The organism is Streptomyces sp. NBC_00386, from assembly GCF_036063235.1.
Taxonomy (GTDB): domain Bacteria; phylum Actinomycetota; class Actinomycetes; order Streptomycetales; family Streptomycetaceae; genus Streptomyces.
The window spans coordinates 3,631,572-3,655,323 of record NZ_CP107950.1 but is presented as its reverse complement, the minus strand read 5'-3'; the positions used below and the strand labels follow the sequence as shown (position 1 = coordinate 3,655,323).

The window sequence follows — 23,752 nt, the reverse complement described above, 5'->3', positions numbered from 1 at the left end:
TTCAGTGAACTCGCGCCAGCGCCGCGGCGTCATCCTGCTGGTCCTCTCGGTCCTGTGCGCCCTCGGCGCCTTCGCCGGAGTCCTCTCGGTGATCCGCGACGTGAACTCCAAGGTCGGCCCGGAGGTCACGGCGTACCGCCTGAAGAGCGACATCGCGCCCTACAAGGAGCTGTCGGCCGACCAGTTCGAGAAGATCTCGATGCCCGAGCGGTGGCTGTCGTCCACCGCCGTCACCGACCTCTCCCGGATCCGCGGCAAGATCGCCGTCACCCAGCTGGAGAAGGGCTCCCTGCTGCAGGCCGACATGATCGTGGACAAGCCGCAACTGGCCGCCGGGCAGCAGGAGATCGCCATCATGATCGACGCCTCGACCGGTGTCGCGGGCAAGATCGACCCCGGCTCCCGGGTCAACATCTACGCCACCTTCAAGGCCGAGAACGACAAGGCCAGGGACCAGTCCAAGGTGATCGTCGAGAACGCCCGCGTCATCGACGTCGGCAAGCTCACCGCCCTCGAACCCGACCAGTCCAGCTCCGACCGGCGCAACAGCGCCGCCCAGGCCGTCCCGATCACCTTCGCCCTCGGCACCGCCGACGCCCAACGCGTCGCGTACGCCGAGTCGTTCGCCCAGCACGTGCGGCTCGCCCTCGTCGCCGGCGGTTCCGACACGATCGTGGCGCCCGGCGACCGTACGTACACCCTCGACGAGGACAAGTAGGAGGCCGCGCATGAGGTCCATGCCCACGGGGCGGCGTACGAGGCCGATGCCGATGCCGACGCCGGCGACGCGGACACGGCCGGCGCCGGGCCCCTGGTCCGGGACGCGGCGGCGGGTCCGCGGGGTGCCGTCGCCCGCCGCGGCACCGGGCACCGGGGCCGGCGCACGGCACGCGAGCGAGGAGCTTCGCCGATGACCATCCGTATCGTTCCCGCCGTCGGCGACATCGACTCGGCCCGCGCGCTCACCACCCTGCTGAGCCAGCTCGCCGACACCGAACCCGCCCCGCCCGTACCCGACTCGACAGCCCTCCTCGACACCCTCGCGCGCCTCGCCGCCGAGTCCCTCGACGAGCTCCCCGAAGTCGTCCTCGTCCACGAACGCATCGGCCCGGTACCGGCGTTGGACCTGATCCGCGACCTCGTGATGCGCTTCCCGGCCGTCGGTGTCGTCCTCATCACCGCCGACACCAGCACCGGCGTCCTCACCGCCGCCATGGACTCAGGCGCCCGCGGCATCATCGGCCTGCCCCTGGGCTACGACGCCCTCGCCGAACGCGTCCAGGCCGCCGCCGCCTGGTCCGCCGGAATGCGCCGCCACCTGCACAGCGGCGCGCCCGAGCTGTACGCGGGCCCCGGCGGCACCGTCGTCACCGTGACCGGCGCGAAGGGCGGCGTCGGTGCGACCGTCACCGCGGTCCAGCTCGCCCTCGCCGCGAAGGCCTCCGGCCACAACGTCGCGCTGCTCGACCTGGACCTCCAGTCCGGGGACGTGGCCTCGTACCTCGACGTGCAGTTCCGCCGGTCGGTGGCCGACCTGGCGGCCATCACCGACATCAACCCGCGCGTCCTCCAGGACGCCGTCTACACCCACGACAGCGGCATCGCCCTCCTGCTCGCGCCCGCCGAGGGCGAACGGGGCGAGGAGGTCACCGACCGGGTGGCCCGCCAGGTCCTCTCCGCGCTGCGCTCCCGCCACGATGTCGTCGTCGTCGACTGCGGCTCCCAGATGAACTCGGCCACCGCCGCGGCCGTCGAGATGGCCGACCGGGCCCTGCTCCTCGTCACCCCCGACGTCATCGCCGTACGCGCCGCCAAACGCATGGTCCGCATGTGGGACCGTCTCCAGATCCGCAAGGCGGAGGAGACCACGACGGTCGTGAACCGCTTCGCCCGCGGTACGGAGATCCAGCCGTCCCTCGTCGAACGCGTCACAGGAACCAAGGTCGCCCGCTCCGCGGTTCCCGCCGCCTTCAAGGAACTCCAGTCGGTCGTCGACGCGGGCCGGCTCCAGGACCTGGACGCCCGCTCGACCGTCAAGCAGGCGCTGTGGGCACTCGCCGCCGAGCTCGGTCTCGTCGTCCCCCAGGAGGGCGGGGCCGGCGGCAGGCGCCGCAAGGCGTCCGCGTCGGACCGGGGCGCGCTCTCGCTCCGCGGCCGGGGCGGCGACCGGGGAGCCGTCACCCTCGAATTCGCCGGGATGTTCCCGCTGCTCCTGGTCGTCATGACGATCCTGTGGCAGTGCGTGCTGTACGGGTACTCGTACTCGCTGGCCGGGAACGCGGCGGACGAGGCGGCGCGCGCCGCCACCGCGGCCTACGCGGTCCACGGTGACGTCCCGGGCGCCTGCGCCGCCGCCGGGAGCAAGCATCTGCCGGGCTCCTGGAAGGACGCGGAGATCTCCTGCACCGCTTCGGGCCCCGTCATGCAGGCCACCGTCAAGGTCGACGTCCCGCTGTTCTTCCCCGGCTTCGACGCGGGCTTCCGGGTACGGGGCCAGGCGGGCGCCGCGCTGGAGGGGGACGACGGATGAGGACACTCCTCCGGCGCGGCTCACGCTTCCCGCACGGGCTCAGCCGTGTGCACCGGCCCGACGCCACGGGCGGGATCCGCGCCGCCCTCCACCCCTCGGGCAGGCTCCGGGCCACGCGCCGGCTCCGGGGCGACCGGGGTGTCTCCATCCTGGAGTTCACCGGGTTCCTGCCCGTCCTGCTGCTCGTCGGGATGGCGGCCATCCAGCTCGGGCTCATCGGGTACGGCGTCAACCAGGCCGGCTCCGGGGCGAGGGCCGCCGCGCGGGCCGCCTCGCAACAGGGCGGCGCCCCGGCGGGTGTGGCCGCGGGCCACGCTGCCGTGAGCGGCTGGCTGAACCCGAGCGTCGATCCCGTCCCCGGCCCCGACCTCACCACGGCCACGGTCACGGTCACGGTCCCCAACGTCATCCCCCTCTTCGACCGGTACACCGTCACCCGCCGCGCCACCATGCCCACCGACGACTGACCGGGAGGAGCCGACACCATGAGCCTGCGTTCCCGCATCGCCGCCCCCGACGAGGGGGGTCCCGCCCGTGAGGACGGACACCTCGTCGCCGTCTACCGGGCCAAACTCCTCGAAGAGATCGACCTCGCCGAGATGTCCAGCCTGGCGGCGGCTGAACGCCGGGCCCGGCTCGAACGCGTCCTCGGCCACATCATCAGCCGCGAGGGTCCGGTCCTCTCCACCGCCGAACGCTCCCAGCTGATCCGCCGGGTCGTCGACGAGGCACTGGGACTCGGCGTCCTCGAACCGCTCCTCGCCGACGCGTCCATCACCGAGATCATGGTCAACGGCCCAGACTCGATCTTCGTCGAGCGGGCCGGCCGCGTCGAACAGCTGCCGCTGCGCTTCGCCTCCAACGAGCAGCTCATGCAGACCATCGAACGCATCGTCTCGACGGTCAACCGCCGTGTCGACGAGTCCAACCCGATGGTCGACGCCCGCCTGCCCACCGGCGAGCGCGTCAACGTCATCATCCCGCCGCTCGCCCTGACCGGCCCCACCCTCACCATCCGCCGCTTCCCCCGCGCGTACACGCTCCCCGAGCTCATCGGCCTCGGCTCCCTCGACGAACAGACGCTCATGCTGCTCGCCGCCTTCGTCCGGGCCCGCTTCAACGTCATCGTCAGCGGCGGCACCGGCAGCGGCAAGACCACCCTGCTCAACGCGCTCTCCGGCCTGATCCCCTCCCACGAGCGCATCATCACCATCGAGGACTCCGCCGAACTCCAGCTCCAGCAGGAGCACGTCATCCGCCTCGAATCCCGCCCCCCGAACGTGGAGGGCAAGGGCCAGATCACCATCCGCGACCTGGTCCGCAACTCGCTGCGCATGCGCCCCGACCGCATCATCGTCGGCGAGGTCCGCGGCGGCGAGACCCTCGACATGCTCCAGGCCATGTCGACCGGCCACGACGGCTCCCTCGCCACCGTCCACGCGAACTCCGCCGAGGACGCCCTCATGCGCCTCCAGACCCTCGGTTCGATGTCCGAGGTCCAGATCCCCTTCGAGGCGCTCAAGGACCAGATCAACTCCGCCGTCGACGTCGTCGTCCAGCTCTCCCGGCACGCCGACGGCTCCCGCAAGGTCACGGAGGTCGCGCTGCTCGTCTCGCACGGCCGCGAACAGTTCCGCGTCACCCCGGTCACCCGCTTCGTGCCCCTCCCGGTCGGCCCCGACCGCGTCGTGCGGGGCCACTTCGAGCACCTTCCGCTCCCGCGCCCGGTCGCGGAGAAGCTGTACGTCGCCAACGAGCCGCCGCCGCCGGCCTTCGGGGTCGCCGACGCCATCGACGTACTCAACAACACGAGGCAGGCCATCGGTTGACGCCCCCCACCACGGGATCCTCCGCACCCGAGCCCCTCACCTCCGAGCCCCTCACCTCCGAGCCCCTCACCTCCGAAGGGAGGCAACAGTGAACGACCCCGCACTCCTCGCCCTCGGCGGGACGCTCCTCGGCGGCACGCTCGCCGTCGCGGGCGTGCACACCTACGCCTCCGGCCGCGCCCAGCGCCGCGACCTCCTCGACCGGCTCTCCGGCGGCGGCGCTCCGCACACGGCGGGCGGCAGGGCACGCCACTTCGCGGGCGTCGACCGACGGCTGCGCCGCACCCGCCTCGGCCGCACCATCCACCTGCGCCTGACGGCCACCGGACTCGATCTCACGGCGGGGGAGTTCTTCACCTACGTCACCGCCGTGGTCGTCGCCCTGTGGCTGATCGCCGCCGCGACCCTGGCCCCCTTCTTCGGCCCGATCGCCGCCCTGCTCGGCGTGTGGAGCGCGGGCATCTTCCTCAACTGGCAGCGCCAGAAGCGCATCGAGGCGTTCATCAACCAACTCCCCGACGTGGCCCGCCTGCTGGCGAACGCGACGGCGGCCGGCCTCGCCCTGCGCACGGCGCTCGCCATGGCCGCGGAGGAACTGGAAGCCCCGGCGGGCGAGGAACTCGCTCACGTGGCCGACCAGTTGATGCTGGGCCGCACGATCGACGACGCCCTCGGCGAACTCTCGCAGCGACTGCCCTCCCGTGAGCTGATCGTCCTCGTCACCACCCTCGTCCTGGCCAACAAGGCGGGCGGCTCCGTCGTCAGCTCCCTGCGCAACCTCACCCAGACCCTGGAGGACCGCAAGGAGACCCGCCGCGAGGTCCGCACGATGCTCTCCGAAGTCAACGCGACCGCCTTCACGGTCCCCTTCCTCGGCATCGGCTCCCTGGTGCTGATCAACTCCTCGAACGAGGGAGCCCTCGCCCGCGTCACCGGCTCCGCGCTCGGCCAGGGCCTCGTCCTGCTCGCTCTCGGCCTCTACACCGTGGGCTTCTTCGTCATCCGCAGGCTCGGCAAGATCGAAGTGTGAGGGAGGGATCACGTTGCTGCCGCTGCTGCTCGCCGTCCTGATGGGCGCGGCCGTCGCGGGCGTCCTCCTGGGCGTCCGGATGATCCGCGCCGAGGTCAAACTCCCCAGCGACCTCCAGCTCGCCCTGGAGGTCGGCGGAACCCGTGTCTCGGTCGCGGACTCGGCCGTCGACCGCCTCGGCATGCGCTTCGCGCCGACGGTCCTGCGACTGATGGGCCCCCGGCGTGTGGACGCCAAACGCCGGCGCATCGACATGGCGGGAAACCCCGGCGGTCTGACCCTGAACCGCTACGCGGCCCGCCGGGCGGTGTACGGGGTCTTCGGCGTCGTCCTCGGTCTGGTCTTCCTCTCCAACGGCCAGCTCCTCTTCGCCGTGCTCACGCTGGCCTTCGGGCTGGTCGCCGCGGACGCCCTCATCTGGCAGGCCGTCCGGGAGCGCAAGGAGGTCATCGAGCGCACCCTGCCCGACTTCCTCGACGTCCTCGCGGTCGTCGTCTCCGCGGGCCTCGGCTTCCGCCAGGCCCTGGACCGCGTCGCGGAGAAGTACGAGGGACCCTGGGCGGACGAACTGCGCATCACCCTGCGCCAGATGGACATGGGCGTCAGCCGTCGCCAGGCCTTCGACGAACTCCGCAGGCGCAACTCCTCCGAGCAGGTGGCCCAGTTCGTCTCGGCGCTCCAGCAGGGCGAGGAGCTCGGTTCCCCGATCGCCGAGACCCTCATCCAGCTCGCCACCGACATGCGCCGCACGGACGCCCAGAACGCCCGCCGCCGCGCCGCCAAGACCATCCCCAAGGCCACCATGGTCACCCTGGTGTTCATGCTCCCGGCGACGATGATCCTCATCGCGACGGGCATGTTCCTGGGCTCGGGCACCGACTTCGGCTCGATCCTGGGGCGCTGATGAAGAGCCTTCCGAGGAGCCGGGGTGACGTGGCCCGCGAACACCTGCGCCGGTCCCTTGAACTCGCGCGAAGCCGCGGGCGCCGGTCCGCTCGACTCACCCGAGGTGCGCGCCGGTTCCTCCGGCTCGCGCGGACCCGCGAACAACGGGGCACCGGCTACCTCGCGGACGATGTGCCCGCGCCCGGCGGCATCCGGCTCCAGCTCAACGCCCTCCAGGCCCTGTGCCGTCAGGCCTTCGCGGTCCGGCTCGCGGCCATCGTGGTCGGCGCGCCCTTCGCGATGACGAACGCCACGGGCGGCTTCCTGCGGTACGCGGTCCTCGCGGCCGCCGTCCTCGGCGTCATGGGCTCCTACGCCATGCTCCGCGACTGGGACCGCTTCGGCCCGCGCCTCCTCGCCCACCCGACCTTGATGGGCCTGGACCTCACCTTCGGCGCGGTCCTGCTCCTCACCGCCTCCCCGGCCTCCCCCCTCGCCTACGCCACGGTCTGCACCCCGCTCCTGTCCGGCCTGCTCTACGGCTGGCGCGGCGCGGGCGTGTTCACCGGATTCCAGCTCACCGTGCTGCTCACGGTGTTCAGGGCCTGGGAACACCGGCCGGGGGCGGGTTCCAACACCCTGCTCATCGCGGGCTTCTGCGTCGGCGCCGGCATCATCGGAGTCACCCTGCGCAATCTGCTGTTCCGCTTCGGCACGGCGGGACAGGCCCTGGCCGAGGCGACCAGCAGGCTCGCCGTCGCGGAGGCCGTGGAGTCCGAACGGGCCCGCATGGCACGCGAGATGCACGACTCCGTGGCCAAGACGCTGTACGGGCTCGCGCTGGCCGCGGAGGCACTGGCCGCCTCCTCGGAGGACGCGGACCCGCAGGCGCTCAAACGCCAGGCGACTGCCGTCGCGGACGCGGCGCGCCTGGCCGCCGCCGAGTCCCGCAAGCTCCTGACGGACCTGCGGCGGCACAGCGACCTGACCGACCCGGACATCGACCTCCTCCCTGAACTCCGCTGCATGGCAGCCGACTTCGAGGCCCGCACCGACCTCGCCCCGGCCGTACGGCACCGGGGCGCGCCCGCGGTCCTGCCCAGCGCCGCCGCCCATCACGTCCTCGCGATCGTGTCCGAGGCGCTGGAGAACGCCCACCGTCACGCGGACGCGAACGCGGTGACGGTCGAACTTGGCGTTTCGGAAAACGAGTTCGCGCTGCTCGTCCGGGACGACGGCGTGGGTCTCCCGGCACCGGCGACCCCCGCCGCGATCGCCGCCTGGACGAGATCCGGCCATTTCGGCCTGCTCGGCATGACGGAACGAGCCGCGTGCGTCGGCGGCCACATCCGGCTGGACCGGTCCCCCGGCGGGGGCACCGAGGTCCGGCTGACCCTCCCGCTCTCGACGGCCGCCCTTCCCGCTCCCCCCACTTCCCAAGAGGAGGCCGCACATGCCTGACCAGGCGCTTTCCGGTCCGTCCCTGCGTGTCCTCGTGGCCGACGACAACCCGGTCGTACGGGCCGGTCTGACCGCGCTGCTGAACGCGCACCCCGACATCGCGGTCGTCGCGACGGCGCGGGACGGCGCGGAGGCACTGGACCGCGCCGTTCTTCTCGTCCCGGACGTGGTCCTTCTCGACGTGCGGATGCCCGGCACGGACGGCCTCACCGCACTGCCCGAACTGTGCGCGATCGCCCCGGTGATGATGCTGACGTACAGCCGCGAACCCGAGGTCGTGGCGGAAGCCCTGCGTAAAGGCGCGTCCGGCTATCTCGTCCATGGCGAGTTCACGGCGGCCGAACTGATCGCCGCCGTACGGGAGGTACGCCACGGACGCCCGGCTGTCCCGGATTCACTCGGAGTTTCGTACCAACCGCACTCATTCTCTTCGCACCTGCAATCTGCTGTGGCACAGTCGTCGGAGGCTCGGCTCTTGCCGGCGGCGGGACTTCACCGCCATGCCGTCCATCAGTCCGAGTTCGGCCTGAGTTCAAGGGAGGTGGAGGTGATGGACCTCATCGCGGCCGGCATGAACAACCGCCAGATCGCCGCCACCTGCTTCATCGCGGAGAAGACCGTCAAGAATCACATCAATCGCATCTTCGCGAAGCTGCACAGTTCCTCGCGGAGCGAAGCGATCGCCCACTGGCTGGGTACGACGCACGAGGGGTGGAGCCGATGAACCCGCCCCGCGTTCCCCACCAGCGAAGTTGGGCCCCTGGGCCCACTCGCGGTAGGCGACTTCTCACGTACGGTGCTCGGGTCGTTAGTCGCGTCGGCAGGGAGGGCAGTCCTGATGAACAGGTTCACCACTTGGACTCAAACGGTGATCGCCCGGACACGGGGCGCCCACCGGGACGCGGGCGCGGGGTTCGTGGAGTACGCGGGGTTGATGATCATCATCGCGGGGATCTTCACGTTGATCGACAGCCTGGGACTGGACGGGCTGATCTCGCAGGCGATCTTGAATGCCGTGAACGACGTTATCGGCGGCTGACCCTCGTCGGAACGGGGGGCGACCGAGGTCAGACCCTCCCCATCTATATCTGGCTGACGGGGATCCTGCTCTTCGCCGCGTTCGCCTTCTTCGCCTTCGCTCAAGCAGCGTCCGCCCGCAATGGAGCTCAATCCGCGGCGGACGCTGCTGCGTTGGCGGCGGCGCAGGACGCCCGGGACGAGCTGATGGACCGTCTGGCTGGGGCTATCGGCGAGGACGACGACTGGCTGGACTGGTTGGACGGTGGCCTGGAGGCCGACGGGGCAGGGGCAGGGGGCGCGGCCCAGCAGTTGGCCGCCCAGAACGATGCGAGCCTGTTGGGTGTTGAGTTCGTCAGGAAGAACGGCTTCCCCGGGTACCGCGCCGACATCCGGACCAATTACACCGTCGGCCACTCCATCATCCCGGGCACCGAGGGCCAGCACGCGAACGCCCATGCCATAGCCGTGATTCAGCCGCGCTGCGATTTCGATCCGGCTGCGGATCCGGAGAAGCCCCTCGAACTCGACTGTGACGGCGAGATCGTGAACATCGACCCCGGAGACTTCAACCCGGACGACCTACCGGACGCGTCGGTGCTGTTCTCCGTGCACCTGGCCGAGTGAGAGGAAGCCGTACCGATGGATCTCCGGCACACCATGAAGGGCCGCAGGGCCATGGCCGTGGTGGCGGTCAGTACCGGATTGCTCCTCGCGGTGTCCGGATGCGGCGGAGGAGACGGCGGCGACAAGCCGAAGGCTGGCTCGTCCTCCTCCGAGTCGGGCAAGGGGGGCGGCGACGATGCGAAACAGGCGTCGCCGACAGCGAGCCAGGACCAGGTACTGGCCGAGGTCAAGGGCGAGAATGGAATCACGCTTACGGTCACTTCGGCCAAGCGCGACCAGGGAGGCTTCGTGACCGTCGAAGGGACGGTCACGAACAACACCGACAACGCCTGGGTCGCGGCGGACTGGCGTGGTGACGAGCGAGAGTTGTCGAAGAACGGGGCATCCATCGCCGGCGCCAGCCTGATCGACCAGAAGGGCAAGAAGAAGTACCTCATCCTCCGGGACACCTCAGGTCGCTGTCTGTGCACCCAGTTCACCGGAGGTGTCAGCCAGGGCGCCACCACTCAATGGTTCGCCCAGTTCCCCGCACCCCCCGCCGACACCACCGCCGTCGACTTCCAGGTCGGCTCCATGCCACCCGCCTCCATCGAGATCTCCGAGGGCTGACCCATGGCCCTCCCGCCCCGCCCCGCCGCGACCGCGCTCACGGCCCTCGCCGTGCTGATCACCCTCGGCCTGCCGGGTCCCGCGTACGCGGACGACGGTGACCCCAGTGCCCCGCCCGGCAGCGTCACCACCTCCCCGCCCCCCGACGTCGACGCCAACAGCCCGGGGCTCAAGCTCGCCGACGGTGCGACCCTGGCGCCCGCCAAGGTGCTGGACATCAAGTCGGTCGTGGAGGACCTGGGCGGCGAGGAGCGCCGGGAGGACACCAACTCGGACGTGACGTTCGCGCTCCAGGCGGAGGTCCTCTTCCCCAAGGACAGCTCCAGACTCAACCCGGACTCCCAGTCCCGTATCCAGGCGATCGCGGACGAGATCAAGGCCCAGCACGCGACGACGGTCCGCGTCTTCGGGTTCACCGACAACCTCGGCTCGTACGCGCACGGCCTGACCCTCTCCAAGAAGCGCGCGGAAGAGGTGCACGACCGGCTGGCCGCGGCGCTCGGCTCCGTAGAGGCGGACATCACCTTCGAGGTGCGCGGCTACAGCGAGGACTACCCGATCGCCGACAACACCTCGGAACAGGGCCGTCGCAAGAACCGCCGGGTGGAGGTGACCTTCCCGAGGGGCGCCGCCGACGGGAACAACGCCTGACGCGCGCGTCACCTTCTCCCGGGCCCGGCCTCCTGGCAGCATGCCCCCGACGAACGGGTCGCGCACGAGGTCGATGGAGTCCGCCATGAGGAAGATCGTGTTGATGATGTCGGTGTCCCTCGACGGATACATCGAGGGCCCGAACCGCGAGATCGACTGGCACCGGGTCGACGCCGAGCTGCACCAGCACTTCAACGACCTGATCAGAGGGTTCGGAGTCCTGATGTCCGGACGGGTGACCTACGAGCTGATGGCCGCCTACTGGCCGACGGCAGACAAGGACCCGGACATCAGCCCGGAGATGGCCGAGTTCGCCGGGATCTGGCGGAACATCCCCAAGGTGGTGTTCTCGCGGACGCTGGAGCGCGGCACGGGGCACACCACGGTCGTACGGGAGGTCGTGCCCGAGGAGATCCTGGCGCTGAAGGCGCAGGAGGGCGGCGACCTCGCGCTCGGCGGCGCCGATCTCGCCGCGGAGTTCCTGCGACTGGGCCTCGTGGACGAGATCAGGCTGTACGTGCACCCCGTCCTCATCGGGGCAGGCAAGCCGCTGTTCCCGGAGGCCGAGGCCCCGACCGACCTCCGCCTCATCGAGACGCGGACCTTCGGCAACGGCGTCGCCCTCCTGCGCTACGAGCGCGGCACCACCGCCGGCACCGAAGGCGCGTAAGGGGTCGAGCGTGGTGGGTCACCCGGGCCGCCTGGGTAGGAAGCCGGCATGACCTCACTCGGTGTTGTCTTCCGGCCCCAACTGCCCCCCGAGCGGCTGCGCGCCCTGGCGCGCGAGGCGGAGGAGGCGGGACTCGAGGAACTGTGGCTGTGGGAGGACTGTTTCCTCGAAGGGGGCATCTCCGCCGCCGCGGCGGCGCTCGCCTGGACCGAGCGTCTGCGGGTGGGAGTGGGACTGCTGCCCGTCCCGCTGCGGAACGTCGCCGTCACGGCGATGGAGGCCGCCACCCTGCACCGGCTGTTCCCCGGGCGGGCCGCCCTCGCGGTCGGCCACGGCGTCCAGGACTGGATGGGGCAGGTCGGGGCGCGGGCCGAGTCGCCCCTGACGTTGCTGCGCGAGCATCTCGACGCGCTGCGCGCCCTGCTGCGCGGCGAGCGCGTGACCACCCAGGGGCGGTACGTGAAACTCGACGGAGTCGCCCTCGACTGGCCGCCCGCGGAGGTGCCCGAGGTCCTCACCGGCGCCACCGGGCCCCGTACGCTCCGCCTCGCCGGTGAGGCCGCCGACGGCACGGTCCTCACCGCCTCCACCACCGCCGACGGGGTACGGCGGGCCCGCCGGCTCATCGACGAGGGGCGGCGGAGGGCCGGCCGGACGGAGGGACACCACCGGGTCGTCGTCTATCTGCGCACCGCCACGGGGGCGGACGCCGGCGCCCGGCTGCGCGCCGAGATCGAGGCCGAGGGCGAGAGCGCCGTCCCGGAACTCGGGGTCGCGGGCGACGCGGACGCCGTCGCCAAGGCCGTCCAGCGTCTCGTGGACGCCGGCGCCGACACGGTGGTCCTCCAGCCCACCGCCGACGAGCCGGACCCCGAGGGCTTCGTCCGCTTCGCGGCCGGACAGGTGCGCCCGCTGGTCCCCTGATCCCCCCATCCGCAGGTCCGCAGGACATGATCCACGGTCGCGTGAGCAGATTGACCGAAAAGCTCCCAATGGGGGTCGCTCGGTGTGAGATGTCCGTCCGGATGGCGGGCGGCGGGGCGGGGTGCGGCGCGCCGCGTGCGGGAGATCTGCACGGGGTTTCCACATCGTTATCGATCGGCTGTCGCCAGGAATGTTTGACTGACGTAAGTTCAGACCAAGGTAATTCGCGTGAGCAAAGCTGCGCGTGTGGCACCGCGCAGAGGAGGGGGCTGCGCGGTGCTGCCTTGTCTGATGACGTGACGTCAGGCGTGCCGGACCGTGATCCGCACGCCGCGCCGCACGCCCCACCGCTCCATCGACCCGGCCTCCGCCTCCAGGACCTGCCGGGCCCGCGGTCGCGGCAGTCCCAGCCGGCCCGGACGCATCGTACGTACCGCCAGGACCCGCGACGACCGGTCCAGATAGGCGACGTCGATCGCGAACCGCATTCCCAGGGTGTGCACCGAGTTCGCCGGTGTGAGCAGCAGTGCGCCCTCGATCCCCCGGCGTCCGAGCAGCCCCCGTCGCCGGGCGCGCGCCGTGGCGGCGAGTTCCAGAGGTACCGGTTCGGGTGTCCTGTCCGTCGTGAACGTGGCCATGGGTGCGAAGTTAGCGGGGGAGTCAAGCGGGAGGCCGTCACGCGGATCACCCGCCCGGAGTACAGACCGGCACGGCGGCGTCACGCCCCGGGAGTGCTCATGACCCCCTTGGATCTCTGCCGATCCTTCACGATTCCCTTTGAATCAGCCATGAATCAGCCATGATCACACCCGGAATCGATGGTTCCATGCTCGCCGTGGCGTTGCCGGGCGACTCCGGAGAGTAGTTGTGGCACGCGGATGCACGCAGCATCACTTACGAAGGGTTATGGTGGAAACCCCCCCTCGGGCCGGTCCGTCTCCCCCCCACGGACCGGCCCGTTTTTTTGTGCCCGCGACGGCCTGCCCGGCAGGCGCCCCCGTGCGCCCCCGCGACGGGCCCGCCCCGCGCGGCCCGGGATCGCGGTGACTCAGCGCCGTTGGGCCCAGATGTTGGTGCCCTGTGTCGACACCGCGAACGTGTCGATCTCCTTCAGCTCCTCGTCCGTGAGCTCCGGGGCCGCCAGCGCCGCCAGGTTCTCCTCCAGCTGCCGCACGCTGGACGCGCCGATGAGGGCGGAGGTCATCCGCTGGTCACGCAGCACCCAGGTGAGCGCGAGCTGGGCGAGCGACTGGCCCCGCCGGGCCGCGATGCCGTTCAGCCCGTTCAGCCGACGCACGACCTCGTCGCTCAGCAGGCCCGGGTCCAGCGACTTGCCCTGGGTGGCGCGCGAGCCCTCCGGGATGCCCTGGAGGTACTTGCCCGTCAGCAGACCCTGCGCGAGCGGCGCGAAGGAGATGCAGCCCATGCCGGCCGCCTCCAGCGTGTCGAGCAGGCCGTCGTCCTCGGTCCAGCGGTTGAGCATCGAGTACGAGGGCTGGTGGATGAGCGGACGGACGCCCATGCCGGTCAGGATCCCGGCCGCCTCCGCCGTCTGCTCGCTGCTGTACGAGGAGACACCGACGTACAGCGCCTTGCCCTGCTGGACGGCGGACGCGAGCGCGCCCATCGTCTCCTCCAGCGGGGTGTCCGGGTCGTAGCGGTGCGAGTAGAAGATGTCGACGTGGTCCACGCCCATCCGCCGCAGCGAGGCGTCCAGGGAGGACAGCAGGTACTTGCGGGAGCCCCACTCGCCGTAGGGGCCGGGGTGCATGAGGTAGCCCGCCTTGGTCGAGATGACCAGCTCGTCCCGGTAGGGGGCGAAGTCCTCCTTCAGCAGCTTGCCGAAGTTCAGCTCCGCCGAGCCGGGCGGCGGCCCGTAGTTGTTGGCGAGGTCGAAGTGGGTGACGCCGAGGTCGAAGGCGCGGCGCAGGATCGCACGCTGGGAGTCCAGCGCGAGGTCGTCGCCGAAGTTGTGCCACAGGCCGAGCGAGACCGCGGGCAGTTTGAGGCCGCTGCGGCCCGTACGCCGGTATTCCATCGAGTCGTACCGCTCCGTTGCGGCCCGGTACAGAGTGGGGTCGTTCATGGGGACGAACCTATGCCAGGGTGCACAGGCCCCTCGGGAGCCTTCGCGTTTCGCAAGGGTAGGCTTCGCCCCGGGGGACCGCCATATGGACAGGGACTGTGCTCGGGCGCGTCTGTCCGATTCGCACGGAGGGGCTGACAACACGTGACCTTGCGCGACAACCTGCGCCGCCTGCTGGTCAGGTTCTATGCACGCAGGGTGGAAGGCCACCTCGATCACGACCAGGTGCCCAAGCACATCGGCGTCATCATGGACGGCAACCGCCGCTGGGCGAAGGCCGCCGGCTCCACCACCGCCCAGGGACACCGGGCCGGAGCGGACAAGATCGAGGAATTCCTCGGCTGGTGCTCCGAGACCGATGTCGAGGTCGTCACCCTGTGGCTGCTGTCCACCGACAACTTCGACCGCCCGCAGGAGGAGCTCGGTCCGCTCCTCGGCATCATCGAAGGCGTCGTCCGCACGCTGGCGGCCGACGGCCGCTGGCGGGTGCACCACGTCGGGACGCGGGACATCCTGCCGTCCCCGATGCAGTCGGCCCTCAAGGAGGCCGAGGAGGCCACCGCCCATGTCGAGGGGATAGTCGTCAACGTCGCCATCGGCTACGGCGGCCGCCAGGAGATCGCCGACGCGGTGCGCTCGATGATCCTCGACGCGGCCGACAAGGGGACCTCGATGGAGGACCTCGCGGACCGCGTCGACGTCGACCTGATCGGCAAGCACCTCTACACCGGTGCCCAGCCCGATCCGGACCTGGTGATCCGCACCAGCGGTGAGCAGCGGCTGTCCGGATTCATGCTCTGGCAGACCGCCCACTCCGAGTACTACTTCTGCGAAGTCTTCTGGCCGGCCTTCCGCAAAGTCGACTTCCTGCGCGCCCTGCGCGACTACGCGGCGCGACACCGCCGTTACGGAGGCTGAATTCCGGGGTGCCCCGTGCTGCACGGGGCACCCCGTGGGGACGTACGTCATCGGGAGTTAACGAACGCGCCGTCATATGCCGTGGCATGGCTTCGCTGGTTCGAGGGCATAAGCCTTGCAGGTCGACGCCCGAACCACGGGTGTCGTATCTCAGCGGACGGCTCGGGGCCGTCCGCCCGGGAGGCCCTTTGCACCAGCCCGACCGTGCGGTCAGTACGGACGAAGCGGAGGGCCGGTTTTCGGCCCGCGCATCGGTGCCGGTAACCGGTCCAGATCTCCTTCGTCGCTCCCCGACCTCATCCGAGGGGGTACGTCCTTCCGTGGTGACCAGCACAAAGCGCCGCACGCCTGACCGGCGCACCTATGTTCTCGACACCAGCGTCCTGCTGGCCGACCCGAATGCCCTGAGCCGCTTCGACGAGCACGAAGTCGTGCTTCCGATCGTCGTGGTCACGGAGCTGGAGGCCAAGCGGCACCATCCCGAACTCGGCTACTTCGCCCGGCAGGCCCTGCGCCTGCTCGACGAGTTCCGGGTCCGGCACGGCCGCCTCGACTCCCCGATTCCCGTCGGGGAGCTCGGCGGGACGGTCCGGGTCGAGCTCAACCACTCGGACCCCAGCGTCCTGCCCAGCGGGTACCGCCTGGGGGACAACGACTCCCGCATCCTCGCGGTCGCCCGCAACCTGCAGGCCGAGGGATACGACGTCACCGTCGTCTCGAAGGACCTGCCGCTCAGGATCAAGGCGTCCTCCGTGGGTCTCCTCGCCGAGGAGTACCGCGCGGAGCTCGCCATCACGGGCTCCTCCGGCTGGACCGGAATGTCCGAACTGAGCCTGGCCGGCGAACAGGTGGACATCCTCTTCGAGGAGGGACACGTCCATGTCCCCGAAGCGGCCGGTCTGCCGGTGCACACGGGTCTGACGATCCAGTCGGAGCGCGGCAAGGCCCTCGGCCGCGTCACCGCCGACGGTGACGTCCGGCTCGTACGCGGCGATCGTGAGGCGTTCGGCATCAAGGGCCGCAGTGCCGAGCAGCGCATCGCGCTCGATCTGCTGCTCGACCCGGACATCGGGATCGTGTCGATGGGCGGCCGGGCCGGCACCGGCAAGTCCGCGCTCGCGCTGTGCGCGGGCCTGGAGGCCGTCCTCGAACGCCGCCAGCACCAGAAGGTGATGGTCTTCCGGCCGCTGTACGCGGTGGGCGGGCAGGAGCTCGGCTATCTGCCCGGCTCCGAGTCCGAGAAGATGAGCCCCTGGGCCCAGGCGGTCTTCGACACGCTCTCCGCGGTCACCAGCCGCGAGGTCATCGAGGAGGTCACCGCGCGCGGCATGCTGGAGGTCCTGCCGCTCACGCACATCCGCGGCCGCTCGCTCCACGACGCGTTCGTGATCGTGGACGAGGCCCAGTCCCTGGAACGGAACGTCCTGTTGACCGTTCTGTCCCGGATCGGGGCCAATTCACGGGTCGTTCTGACCCATGACGTGGCACAAAGGGACAATCTGCGCGTCGGGCGCTATGACGGAGTGGTCGCCGTCGTAGAGAAGTTGAAGGGCCATCCGCTCTTCGCGCACGTCACGTTGAATCGTTCCGAGAGGTCCCAGATTGCGGCACTCGTGACCGAAATGCTGGAGGACGGGCAGATCTGATCCCGGCTGTCCCACCTGGTCAAAGGGTGGTGGATACACGCTGGTTGGCGCCGTCCGGCAAAGGCGAAAAGCCTAGCCGGGCGGCGTCTTGCTGCGCTGGCGTTTCCAGGAAACAGCTGAGGCAAACGGGGTGTGAGCTTTCACACGCGACACGGAATTGCCGTGCGGAGCCGGGTTACGGCTAAAGTCTCACTCCTGTCAGGCCCCGCATACGACACAGCTGTACCCCCAGCGGTACGGCAACACCGGAACCTCAGAACTCCATAGAGCCGTCGTATGCCGCCCGCGCACCACGCGGCGCTCCCCCAGCGGGAGTTGCCCACCGGGCCCGTGTCTCCCCGTGACCCCGCAGTTGGGAGGCCAGCGCCGAGGGGCACGATTGCGTCCGCGAGGGTCACCTAAACGGGCGATGCTGGAAGGAAACCGTGTGAGCCGGATTTCGGTCCGGGGATTCGCAGTGGCTTCGGCCACCGCGGTCACCGCCGTCGGAAGCGTGGTCGGAGTTGCCTCGGGCAGCGTCGCCCAGCCCTCGAACGATGCCGAGGCGACGGCGAGCGACTCGACTCTCCTCGCTGACATACCTGCGGGCCAGCAGGCCCAGGTGCAGACCGCGTCCCTGACGCAGCAGGCCGACGCCCAGGCCATCGCGGCCGACGCGAGCGCCAAGAAGGACGCCGAGGCGGCCGCCCGCAAGCAGGCGGCCGACGACGCGGTCGCGAAGCAGAAGGCCGCGGCCAAGGCAGAGCAGGAAGCCAAGGAGCGCAAGGAAGCCGAGAAGGCCGCCAGCCGCTCCGCGACGCGTGACGCCTCCAGCTTCTCGGTCCAGTCCTCGTACAGCGTCGCCCAGATCCAGGCGATGGCGGCCCAGATGGTGCCGAGCGGTCAGTTCCAGTGCTTCAGCAACATCGTGAACCACGAGTCGAGCTGGAACTACCACGCCGTCAACGCCTCTTCGGGTGCCTACGGTCTCTTCCAGGCCCTGCCCGCGGGCAAGTACGCGTCCGCCGGGTCCGACTGGCAGACCAATCCGGCCACGCAGATCAAGTGGGGCCTGAGCTACATGAACGGCCGGTACGGCAGCCCCTGTGAGGCCTGGTCGTTCTGGCAGGCCAACAGCTGGTACTGAGTTCCACGCCGTACGCCGGCGGCTCAACCTTGCGAAGCCCCTCCCCGTCCTAGGGGGAGGGGCTTCGGCCATGTACGGTCGGACCCGACGACTCCAGGGGGGAGTGGTGGGGAGCAGCGGGGGAAGAGGACGCATCATGTCGCGTGTACCAGGATGGCTCGGCCGGATCGGCGCCGGGCTCACCGAGCTCGGCGAGCGGCTGGACGAGCGCCGCGCCGAGGTCGAGTTGGAGACGCAGGGCCCCCTCGTCGGCGAGGACGGCCTCGACACGCCCGCCCCCCTCGACGCACCCGGCACCCTCCCGCGGGCTCCCGGGACCCCCGACGACCCGGCGGCGGACGCCGACGCCTCCGCGCTCCCGGTCCAGCGGCCCTCCGAGGAGACGGCCGCGGCGCCCGTCCACGCAGCGCCGCCCCACCACCGCCCCGACCCCGCCCTCGCCGTGCCGTGGGGAGTGCGGGTCGCCGCCGAGGCCGGCTGGCGGCTGCTCATCCTCGCGGGCACCGTCTGGGTGCTGATGCGGGTCATCAGCGCCGTGCAGCTCGTCGTACTCGCCTTCGTGGCCGCGCTGCTCATCACCGCGCTGCTCCAGCCCACGGTGGGCCGGCTGACACGTCACGGGGTGCCGCGAGGGCTCGCCACCGCGCTCACCGCGATCCTCGGCTTCGTCATCATGGGGCTGGTCGGCTGGTTCGTGGTCTGGCAGGTCCAGGAGAACATCGACAACCTCTCCAACCAGATCCAGGACGGCATCGACGAGCTGCGCAAGTGGCTCCTCAAGGGTCCGTTCCATGTGACGGACAAGCAGATCAACGAGATCGCGAAGAACCTCCGCGAGGCGATCGGCGCGAACACGGACCAGATCACGTCGGCGGGCCTCCAGGGCGTGACGGTGATCGTCGAGGCGCTGACGGGCATCCTGCTCACGATGTTCTCGACCCTCTTCCTGCTCTACGACGGCAAGCGGATCTGGGAGTGGTCGCTCAAGCTCGTCCCGGCCGCCGCCCGGACCGGGGTCGCGGGCGCGGGCCCGCGCGCGTGGCGCACGCTCACCGCCTACGTCCGCGGCACGGTGATCGTCGCCCTGATCGACGCGACCTTCATCGGCCTGGGCATCTATTTCCTCAAGGTCCCGATGGCCGTGCCGCTCGCCGTCTTCATCTTCCTCGGCGCGTTCATCCCGCTGGTGGGCGCGGTGATCTCCGGGGCGCTGGCCGTGGTGGTCGCGCTGGTGACCCAGGGCGTCTTCGCCGCCGTCATGACACTCGTCGTGGTCCTCGCCGTCCAGCAGATCGAGGGTCACATCCTCCAGCCCTTCATCCTGGGCCGCGCGGTCCGCGTCCATCCCCTCGCGGTGGTCCTGTCGGTCGCCGCCGGAGGCATGGTCGCGGGCATCGGCGGAGCGGTCGTCGCGGTCCCGCTGGTCGCGGTGACCAACACGGTGGTCGTCTACCTGCGGTCGTACGCGGCCGAAGCGGATCTGCGCCACGCCCCCGAGCCCCGCGGAGCCACCGCCGTGGACGCGTCCCCGGCCCACCGGCTGACGCCGTAGCGGCGGCCCCGCCCTGCGTGAACGCACAAGGACCGCCCGGCGTGAATGCACCGGGCCCCGCCCTGCGTGAACGCACAAGGACCGCCCGGCGTGAACGCACCGGGCCCAACCCATCGTGAACGCACAGGGCCCCGCCCACCATGAAGGTGGGCGGGGCCCTGAGAGTTCGAGCGGGTTGCGAGCCGCTCGGGCGCGCTAGGACTACTCGGCGAGGACCGCCTCGGCGTCCAGCGTGGCGCCGACGGCCTGGAGCACAGACGCGATCTTGAACGCCTCCTGGATCGTCTCCCGGTCGACGCCCGCCTTGCGGAGCACCTGCTCGTGGGAGTCGAGGCACTGCCCGCAGCCGTTGATCGCGGAGACGGCGAGCGACCACAGCTCGAAGTCGACCTTCTCCACACCCGGGTTGCCGATGACGTTCATCCGCAGACCGGCCCGCATCGTCCCGTACTCCGGGTCGGACAGCAGGTGCCGCGTCCGGTAGAAGACGTTGTTCATCGCCATGATCGCGGCGGCCGACTTGGCGGCCGTGTACGCCTCGGGCGACAGCCGATCCTTCGCCTCGGGCTCCAGCTCACGCAGCACGCGCGGGGAGCGCGAGGCGATGGCGCAGGCCAGGACGGTGCCCCACAGCTGCTGCTGCGGGAGGTCGCTGTTGCCGATCACCGAACCGAGGTTCAGGCGCAGGTCCTTGGCGTAGTCCGGTATGGCGGACTTCAGTTCGTCGAGAGCCATGGAAGGTCACTCACCGGCCAGAAGGGCGACCGGGTCGAGGGTGGTCTCGCCCTTGGTCCAGTTGCACGGGCAGAGCTCGTCCGTCTGGAGAGCGTCCAGGACCCGCAGGACCTCCTTGGGGTTACGGCCGACGGAGCCGGCGGTCACCATGGAGAACTGGATCTCGTTGTTCTGGTCGACGATGAAGACGGCACGCTTGGCGAAGCCGTCCTCGCCCTCGATGCCGAGGTCGCGCATGAGCTCGTGCTTCGAGTCGGCCATCATCGGGAAGGGCAGGTCACGCAGGTCGTCGTGGTCCTTGCGCCAGGCGTGGTGCACGAACTCGGAGTCGCCGGAGAAGCCCAGCACCTGCGCGTCACGGTCGGCGAACTCGTCGTTCAGCTTGCCGAAGGCCGCGATCTCGGTCGGGCACACGAAGGTGAAGTCCTTGGGCCACGCGAAGACGATCTTCCACTTGCCCTCGTAGGTCTTGTGGTCGATCTGCTCGAACTCCTGGCCCTTCTCCAGCGAGACGCAGGCGGTCAGGTCGAACGTGGGGAACTGGTCACCGACAGTGAGCACAAACTCTCCTAGCAGCAAGGGGTAGCCCTTTTTGGGGGCATTTCCCTAGGGGGGTGGACGACCTCGATCGTGGCACAGGCAGCATTGATTCGGGAAATAGCTACACTTGGTCGTGTTGATCGAGTACGGCTATCAGTGACGTCCGGTGAACCCACCCGGAGCGAGAGGCGAGGCCATGGCGAGCCCCACCGGCAGGGCGGGCGGCAAGGGCGGCGGGCGCCGCAGCCCCAGCCTCGCGCAGCTGCGCGCCTTCACCGCCGTCGCCGAGCATCTGCACTTCCGGGACGCGGCCGCCGCGATCGGCATGAGCCAGCCCGCCCTGTCCGGCGCCGTCTCCGCCCTGGAGGAGACCCTCGGGGTAACCCTGCTGGAGCGTACGACCCGCAAAGTGCTCCTGTCGCCCGCCGGTGAGCGTCTGGCCGTCCGCGCCAAGGCCGTGCTGGCCGAGGTCGGCGCGCTGATGGAGGAGGCGGAGGCCGTGCGCGCGCCGTTCACGGGAGCGCTGCGCCTCGGTGTCATCCCCACCGTCGCCCCCTACCTCCTGCCGACCGTCCTGCGTCTCGTCCACGACCGCTACCCCGACCTCGACCTCCAGGTGCACGAGGAGCAGACGGCCAGCCTGCTGGAGGGCCTGACGGCCGGCCGGCTCGACCTGCTGCTGCTCGCGGTTCCCCTCGGCATGCCCGGTGTCCTCGAACTCCCCTTGTTCGACGAGGACTTCGTGCTGGTGACCCCGCTCGGACACGGGCTCGGCGGGCAGGAGGGCATTCCGCGCGAGGCGCTGCGGGAACTGCGTCTGCTGCTGCTCGACGAGGGCCACTGCCTGCGCGACCAGGCCCTCGACATCTGCCGTGAGGCCGGGCGCGCGGACGCCCCCGTGACCACCACCGCCGCGGGCCTGTCGACCCTCGTCCAGCTGGTCGCGGGCGGTCTCGGGGTGACCCTGCTGCCGCGCACCGCCGTCAAGGTGGAGACCACCCGCAGCGATCAGCTCCTCACCGCGTACTTCGCGGACCCGGCGCCCACCCGGCGGATCGCGCTCGCGATGCGGTCGGGCGCCGCGCGGAGCACGGAGTACCAGGAACTGGCGGAGGCCCTGCGGGGGGCTCTGCGCCCGCTGCCCGTCAGGGTGTTGGACGCCAAGGCCTGAACTGCCGTGCACAGTCGGTCATTCGAGCGACCGATGATGTCCTTCGGGAGCCGGGATATTTCAACTTCCGTCAGGTAGTGCGACTCTCGCTGGGATATCCGCCCCGGCTGATACACATACCTCCTCAGGGTGACTCGTCAGGCGTCTGTGCGAAGTGCCGGAAGTTCCAAGGGGAGTGATGTCGGGCATTCGGGATTCCCTTGGCAGGGTCGGATACGACCTGCTGTCGCGCGCGCTGAGCGAATGCCAGAGCACACGGGTGACGGGAAAACTACGGGTGTCCGGAAAGCCCGGAGGAGTCTTCCATCTCCGTGACGGCTGCGTCGTCGCCGTCGAGAGTCCGGGGGCCCCGGGTGCCGAGGCGCGGCTGCTGCGCTCCGGCCGCGTCAGCGGTGAACAGTGGGCCGGACTGCTCCGCGAGGCCGACGGCAGCCGGTGGCCCGAGGCCGGGCTGATCGCGCACGGCTACGCGGGGGCCGCACAGCTCCGGGTCGTCTGCATGATGGCGATGCAGGACGCGGCCTTCGCCGTCGTGGCCGGTGACGTGGAGGCGTGCGACCCGCTCGACGCCGCCTTCGAGCCGTACGCGCCGGTCGCCCTCGGAGAGGCTCCGGGGCGGCTGCTCCAGGACGCGGCGAGGAAGCTCGCGGCGGTCGCCGCCCTGCCGTGGCCCGTACGGCCGGACCGGGAACGCCCCGTGCCGGCGGCGGTGCCGGACGAGATACGCGAGCAGCTCCCGCCACCGCAGAAGGAGCTGCTGGCCCACGCAGACGGCCGCCGGACCGCCCGTGACATCGCCTTCACGACCGGCCTCGGCGCCTACACCGTCACGGTGGGGATGGCCCGCATGCTCGGCGAGGGGCTGCTGGAACTGCCGGCGGAGCCCGACTCCGCCACCCGCGTCACCGTGCGGGACCTGCCGACCGGAGCACTCCGGCAGCGGCCCGCCGGCGCCCCGCCCGCCCTGGACCCCGAGGTGTTCTCCGCCCTGTCCTCCGCGGTGGCCGCCGGAGAGTCCGCGGCACCCGAGCCCCGGCCGGACCCCGGCCCGCCGCCGGGGGTGATCGCCCCGTCCCTGCCCCGCAGAGACCCCGGAGCGCATGCCCCGTCGCTGCCCCGCCGTGATCCCGGCGCGAGCGGAATAACCGAAACCCTCGCTCCCGAAAGGGCCGGGGCGAGCTGGAAAGGATTCTTCCGGCTGCGGCACCGGATCTGGACCCCGGACTCCGGAACGTGAAACCGAAATGCCTGTCAACGATCACATGCGCATCATCATCAGGGAGTTCGATAAATGAATCACGAGGCATTGGCCAGGGAAATGAGGGAACTCCGGGAACAGGTTCCCGGAATCACCGATACGGCGGTGGCGGCCGCCGACGGAATGCTCATCGCGGCCGACACCGCCGACACCATCGAACCGGAGAGCCTCGCCGCGATCGCCGCCGCGGGCCTCGGCATCGCGCGCCGCGCGACCGCGGTCACCGGCCGGGGCGCGTTCCGCCAGACCGTGACCTACGGCAGCCAGGGGCTCGCGGCCTTCTACGCGGTCGGCGACACCGCGCTGATGATCGTCCTCGGCGACGAGGGCATCGACCTCGAACGGCTCCACGAGCACACCCGGCCGGCTCTCGGCCGCATCGGATCGATCCTCACCGGGGCCGGCCCCGGTCCGCTCCCCGCACCTCCCGCCGTACCCGACGCGTTCGTCGGAGCCGTGACCGAGACCGCGACCGAAGGGGTATGAC

The 23,752-nt window shown here is 70.6% G+C and carries 25 protein-coding genes; 21 read left to right on the top strand and 4 right to left on the bottom strand.

Annotated features, from left to right (window positions below):
* Positions 1-4 precede the first annotated feature (4 nt).
* The 14 genes from cpaB (at position 5) to OG780_RS15835 (ending at position 12,233) form a co-directional block, all read left to right on the top strand.
* On the top strand, positions 5-718 hold the full coding sequence (gene cpaB / locus OG780_RS15900) for a Flp pilus assembly protein CpaB (RefSeq protein ID WP_326785779.1): 714 nt from the start codon (positions 5-7) through the stop codon (positions 716-718).
* Positions 719-910: 192 nt separating this feature from the next.
* The gene (locus OG780_RS15895; RefSeq protein WP_328448738.1) at positions 911-2,530 is read left to right on the top strand and encodes an AAA family ATPase; all 1,620 of its coding nucleotides are present in this window, start codon (positions 911-913) and stop codon (positions 2,528-2,530) included.
* Positions 2,527-2,997, top strand: coding sequence for a TadE/TadG family type IV pilus assembly protein (locus OG780_RS15890; RefSeq protein WP_328448736.1), 471 nt, complete (start codon positions 2,527-2,529; stop codon positions 2,995-2,997). The genes OG780_RS15895 and OG780_RS15890 overlap by 4 nt, the downstream gene beginning before the upstream one ends.
* Before the next feature lie 18 nt (positions 2,998-3,015).
* Positions 3,016-4,359 (top strand): CpaF family protein, encoded by a 1,344-nt coding sequence (locus OG780_RS15885; RefSeq protein ID WP_328448734.1) that lies wholly within the window; start codon positions 3,016-3,018, stop codon positions 4,357-4,359.
* An 88-nt stretch (positions 4,360-4,447) separates the two neighbouring features.
* Complete coding sequence (locus tag OG780_RS15880; protein ID WP_328448732.1) at positions 4,448-5,389, top strand: type II secretion system F family protein; 942 nt, start codon at positions 4,448-4,450, stop codon at positions 5,387-5,389.
* A gap of 13 nt (positions 5,390-5,402) precedes the next feature.
* Positions 5,403-6,293, top strand: a complete 891-nt coding sequence (locus tag OG780_RS15875) for a DUF5936 domain-containing protein (protein ID WP_326785774.1) — start codon at positions 5,403-5,405, stop codon at positions 6,291-6,293.
* Positions 6,294-6,466: 173 nt separating this feature from the next.
* Positions 6,467-7,735 carry a sensor histidine kinase gene (locus OG780_RS15870; RefSeq protein WP_328458154.1) on the top strand — a complete coding sequence of 423 codons (1,269 nt, stop codon included), beginning with the start codon at positions 6,467-6,469 and terminating at the stop codon, positions 7,733-7,735.
* Positions 7,728-8,459, top strand: a complete 732-nt coding sequence (locus tag OG780_RS15865) for a response regulator transcription factor (protein WP_328448728.1) — start codon at positions 7,728-7,730, stop codon at positions 8,457-8,459. The genes OG780_RS15870 and OG780_RS15865 overlap by 8 nt, the downstream gene beginning before the upstream one ends.
* A 114-nt stretch (positions 8,460-8,573) precedes the next feature.
* Positions 8,574-8,774 (top strand): hypothetical protein, encoded by a 201-nt coding sequence (locus OG780_RS15860; RefSeq protein ID WP_328448726.1) that lies wholly within the window; start codon positions 8,574-8,576, stop codon positions 8,772-8,774.
* A complete protein-coding gene (locus OG780_RS15855; RefSeq protein WP_328458152.1) occupies positions 8,771-9,379 on the top strand; it encodes a pilus assembly protein TadG-related protein in 609 nt (202 codons plus the stop codon). Before OG780_RS15860 ends, OG780_RS15855 begins: the two co-directional genes overlap by 4 nt.
* A gap of 15 nt (positions 9,380-9,394) precedes the next feature.
* The gene (locus tag OG780_RS15850; protein WP_328448724.1) at positions 9,395-9,988 is read left to right on the top strand and encodes a hypothetical protein; all 594 of its coding nucleotides are present in this window, start codon (positions 9,395-9,397) and stop codon (positions 9,986-9,988) included.
* 3 nt (positions 9,989-9,991) lie between these two features.
* Complete coding sequence (locus OG780_RS15845) at positions 9,992-10,639, top strand: OmpA family protein (RefSeq protein WP_328448722.1); 648 nt, start codon at positions 9,992-9,994, stop codon at positions 10,637-10,639.
* 85 nt (positions 10,640-10,724) lie between these two features.
* On the top strand, positions 10,725-11,309 hold the full coding sequence (locus OG780_RS15840) for a dihydrofolate reductase family protein (RefSeq protein WP_328448720.1): 585 nt from the start codon (positions 10,725-10,727) through the stop codon (positions 11,307-11,309).
* Positions 11,310-11,357: 48 nt separating this feature from the next.
* Entirely contained in the window at positions 11,358-12,233 is an 876-nt protein-coding gene (locus tag OG780_RS15835; protein ID WP_328448718.1) for an LLM class flavin-dependent oxidoreductase, read from the top strand.
* Positions 12,234-12,535: 302 nt separating this feature from the next.
* Here OG780_RS15835 and OG780_RS15830 read toward each other — a convergent pair whose 3' ends face one another.
* Together OG780_RS15830 and mgrA are read right to left on the bottom strand one after the other, a co-directional pair.
* The gene (locus OG780_RS15830; RefSeq protein WP_326785765.1) at positions 12,536-12,871 is read right to left on the bottom strand and encodes a DUF192 domain-containing protein; all 336 of its coding nucleotides are present in this window, start codon (positions 12,869-12,871) and stop codon (positions 12,536-12,538) included.
* Positions 12,872-13,281: 410 nt separating this feature from the next.
* Positions 13,282-14,319 carry an L-glyceraldehyde 3-phosphate reductase gene (mgrA, locus tag OG780_RS15825; RefSeq protein ID WP_328448716.1) on the bottom strand — a complete coding sequence of 346 codons (1,038 nt, stop codon included), beginning with the start codon at positions 14,317-14,319 and terminating at the stop codon, positions 13,282-13,284.
* Between the two features lie 144 nt (positions 14,320-14,463).
* Here mgrA and OG780_RS15820 point away from each other — a divergent pair, with 144 nt between their 5' ends.
* The 4 genes from OG780_RS15820 to OG780_RS15805 all read left to right on the top strand — a co-directional run bounded on the left by OG780_RS15820 (position 14,464) and on the right by OG780_RS15805 (position 19,561).
* Complete coding sequence (locus OG780_RS15820) at positions 14,464-15,237, top strand: isoprenyl transferase (RefSeq protein ID WP_326785763.1); 774 nt, start codon at positions 14,464-14,466, stop codon at positions 15,235-15,237.
* A 320-nt stretch (positions 15,238-15,557) separates the two neighbouring features.
* Positions 15,558-16,883 carry a PhoH family protein gene (locus OG780_RS15815; RefSeq protein WP_328448713.1) on the top strand — a complete coding sequence of 442 codons (1,326 nt, stop codon included), beginning with the start codon at positions 15,558-15,560 and terminating at the stop codon, positions 16,881-16,883.
* Between the two features lie 427 nt (positions 16,884-17,310).
* Positions 17,311-18,009: a lytic transglycosylase domain-containing protein gene (locus OG780_RS15810; protein ID WP_328448711.1), complete on the top strand. Its 699-nt coding sequence runs from the start codon at positions 17,311-17,313 to the stop codon at positions 18,007-18,009.
* 136 nt (positions 18,010-18,145) lie between these two features.
* The gene (locus OG780_RS15805) at positions 18,146-19,561 is read left to right on the top strand and encodes an AI-2E family transporter (protein ID WP_328448709.1); all 1,416 of its coding nucleotides are present in this window, start codon (positions 18,146-18,148) and stop codon (positions 19,559-19,561) included.
* 201 nt (positions 19,562-19,762) lie between these two features.
* Here the strand turns inward: OG780_RS15805 and OG780_RS15800 are convergent, their stop codons facing one another.
* Positions 19,763-20,296 carry an alkyl hydroperoxide reductase gene (locus OG780_RS15800; protein WP_326785759.1) on the bottom strand — a complete coding sequence of 178 codons (534 nt, stop codon included), beginning with the start codon at positions 20,294-20,296 and terminating at the stop codon, positions 19,763-19,765.
* Positions 20,297-20,302: 6 nt separating this feature from the next.
* The gene (locus OG780_RS15795; protein ID WP_328448706.1) at positions 20,303-20,857 is read right to left on the bottom strand and encodes a peroxiredoxin; all 555 of its coding nucleotides are present in this window, start codon (positions 20,855-20,857) and stop codon (positions 20,303-20,305) included.
* Positions 20,858-21,032: 175 nt separating this feature from the next.
* Between OG780_RS15795 and OG780_RS15790 the strand changes: the two genes are divergently transcribed.
* The 3 genes from OG780_RS15790 (at position 21,033) to OG780_RS15780 (ending at position 23,751) form a co-directional block, all read left to right on the top strand.
* Positions 21,033-22,007 carry a LysR substrate-binding domain-containing protein gene (locus tag OG780_RS15790; protein WP_328448704.1) on the top strand — a complete coding sequence of 325 codons (975 nt, stop codon included), beginning with the start codon at positions 21,033-21,035 and terminating at the stop codon, positions 22,005-22,007.
* Between the two features lie 277 nt (positions 22,008-22,284).
* Positions 22,285-23,244, top strand: a complete 960-nt coding sequence (locus OG780_RS15785) for a MarR family transcriptional regulator (RefSeq protein WP_328448702.1) — start codon at positions 22,285-22,287, stop codon at positions 23,242-23,244.
* Positions 23,245-23,298: 54 nt separating this feature from the next.
* Positions 23,299-23,751, top strand: a complete 453-nt coding sequence (locus OG780_RS15780; protein ID WP_328448700.1) for a roadblock/LC7 domain-containing protein — start codon at positions 23,299-23,301, stop codon at positions 23,749-23,751.
* Position 23,752 lies beyond the last annotated feature (1 nt).

Excerpts from the sequence above, each read along its gene's own strand:
- OG780_RS15890 (WP_328448736.1), top strand. The coding sequence starts at position 2,527 with ATGAGGACACTCCTCCGGCGCGGCTCACGCTTCCCGCACGGGCTCAGC.
- OG780_RS15895 (WP_328448738.1), top strand. The coding sequence starts at position 911 with ATGACCATCCGTATCGTTCCCGCCGTCGGCGACATCGACTCGGCCCGC.
- OG780_RS15830 (WP_326785765.1), bottom strand. The coding sequence starts at position 12,871 with ATGGCCACGTTCACGACGGACAGGACACCCGAACCGGTACCTCTGGAA.
- OG780_RS15835 (WP_328448718.1), top strand. The coding sequence starts at position 11,358 with ATGACCTCACTCGGTGTTGTCTTCCGGCCCCAACTGCCCCCCGAGCGG.
- OG780_RS15790 (WP_328448704.1), top strand. The coding sequence starts at position 21,033 with ATGGCGAGCCCCACCGGCAGGGCGGGCGGCAAGGGCGGCGGGCGCCGC.
- OG780_RS15805 (WP_328448709.1), top strand. The coding sequence starts at position 18,146 with ATGTCGCGTGTACCAGGATGGCTCGGCCGGATCGGCGCCGGGCTCACC.
- OG780_RS15885 (WP_328448734.1), top strand. The coding sequence starts at position 3,016 with ATGAGCCTGCGTTCCCGCATCGCCGCCCCCGACGAGGGGGGTCCCGCC.
- OG780_RS15865 (WP_328448728.1), top strand. The coding sequence starts at position 7,728 with ATGCCTGACCAGGCGCTTTCCGGTCCGTCCCTGCGTGTCCTCGTGGCC.
- OG780_RS15845 (WP_328448722.1), top strand. The coding sequence starts at position 9,992 with ATGGCCCTCCCGCCCCGCCCCGCCGCGACCGCGCTCACGGCCCTCGCC.
- OG780_RS15800 (WP_326785759.1), bottom strand. The coding sequence starts at position 20,296 with ATGGCTCTCGACGAACTGAAGTCCGCCATACCGGACTACGCCAAGGAC.
- OG780_RS15780 (WP_328448700.1), top strand. The coding sequence starts at position 23,299 with ATGAATCACGAGGCATTGGCCAGGGAAATGAGGGAACTCCGGGAACAG.
- OG780_RS15840 (WP_328448720.1), top strand. The coding sequence starts at position 10,725 with ATGAGGAAGATCGTGTTGATGATGTCGGTGTCCCTCGACGGATACATC.
- mgrA (WP_328448716.1), bottom strand. The coding sequence starts at position 14,319 with ATGAACGACCCCACTCTGTACCGGGCCGCAACGGAGCGGTACGACTCG.
- OG780_RS15860 (WP_328448726.1), top strand. The coding sequence starts at position 8,574 with ATGAACAGGTTCACCACTTGGACTCAAACGGTGATCGCCCGGACACGG.
- OG780_RS15850 (WP_328448724.1), top strand. The coding sequence starts at position 9,395 with ATGGATCTCCGGCACACCATGAAGGGCCGCAGGGCCATGGCCGTGGTG.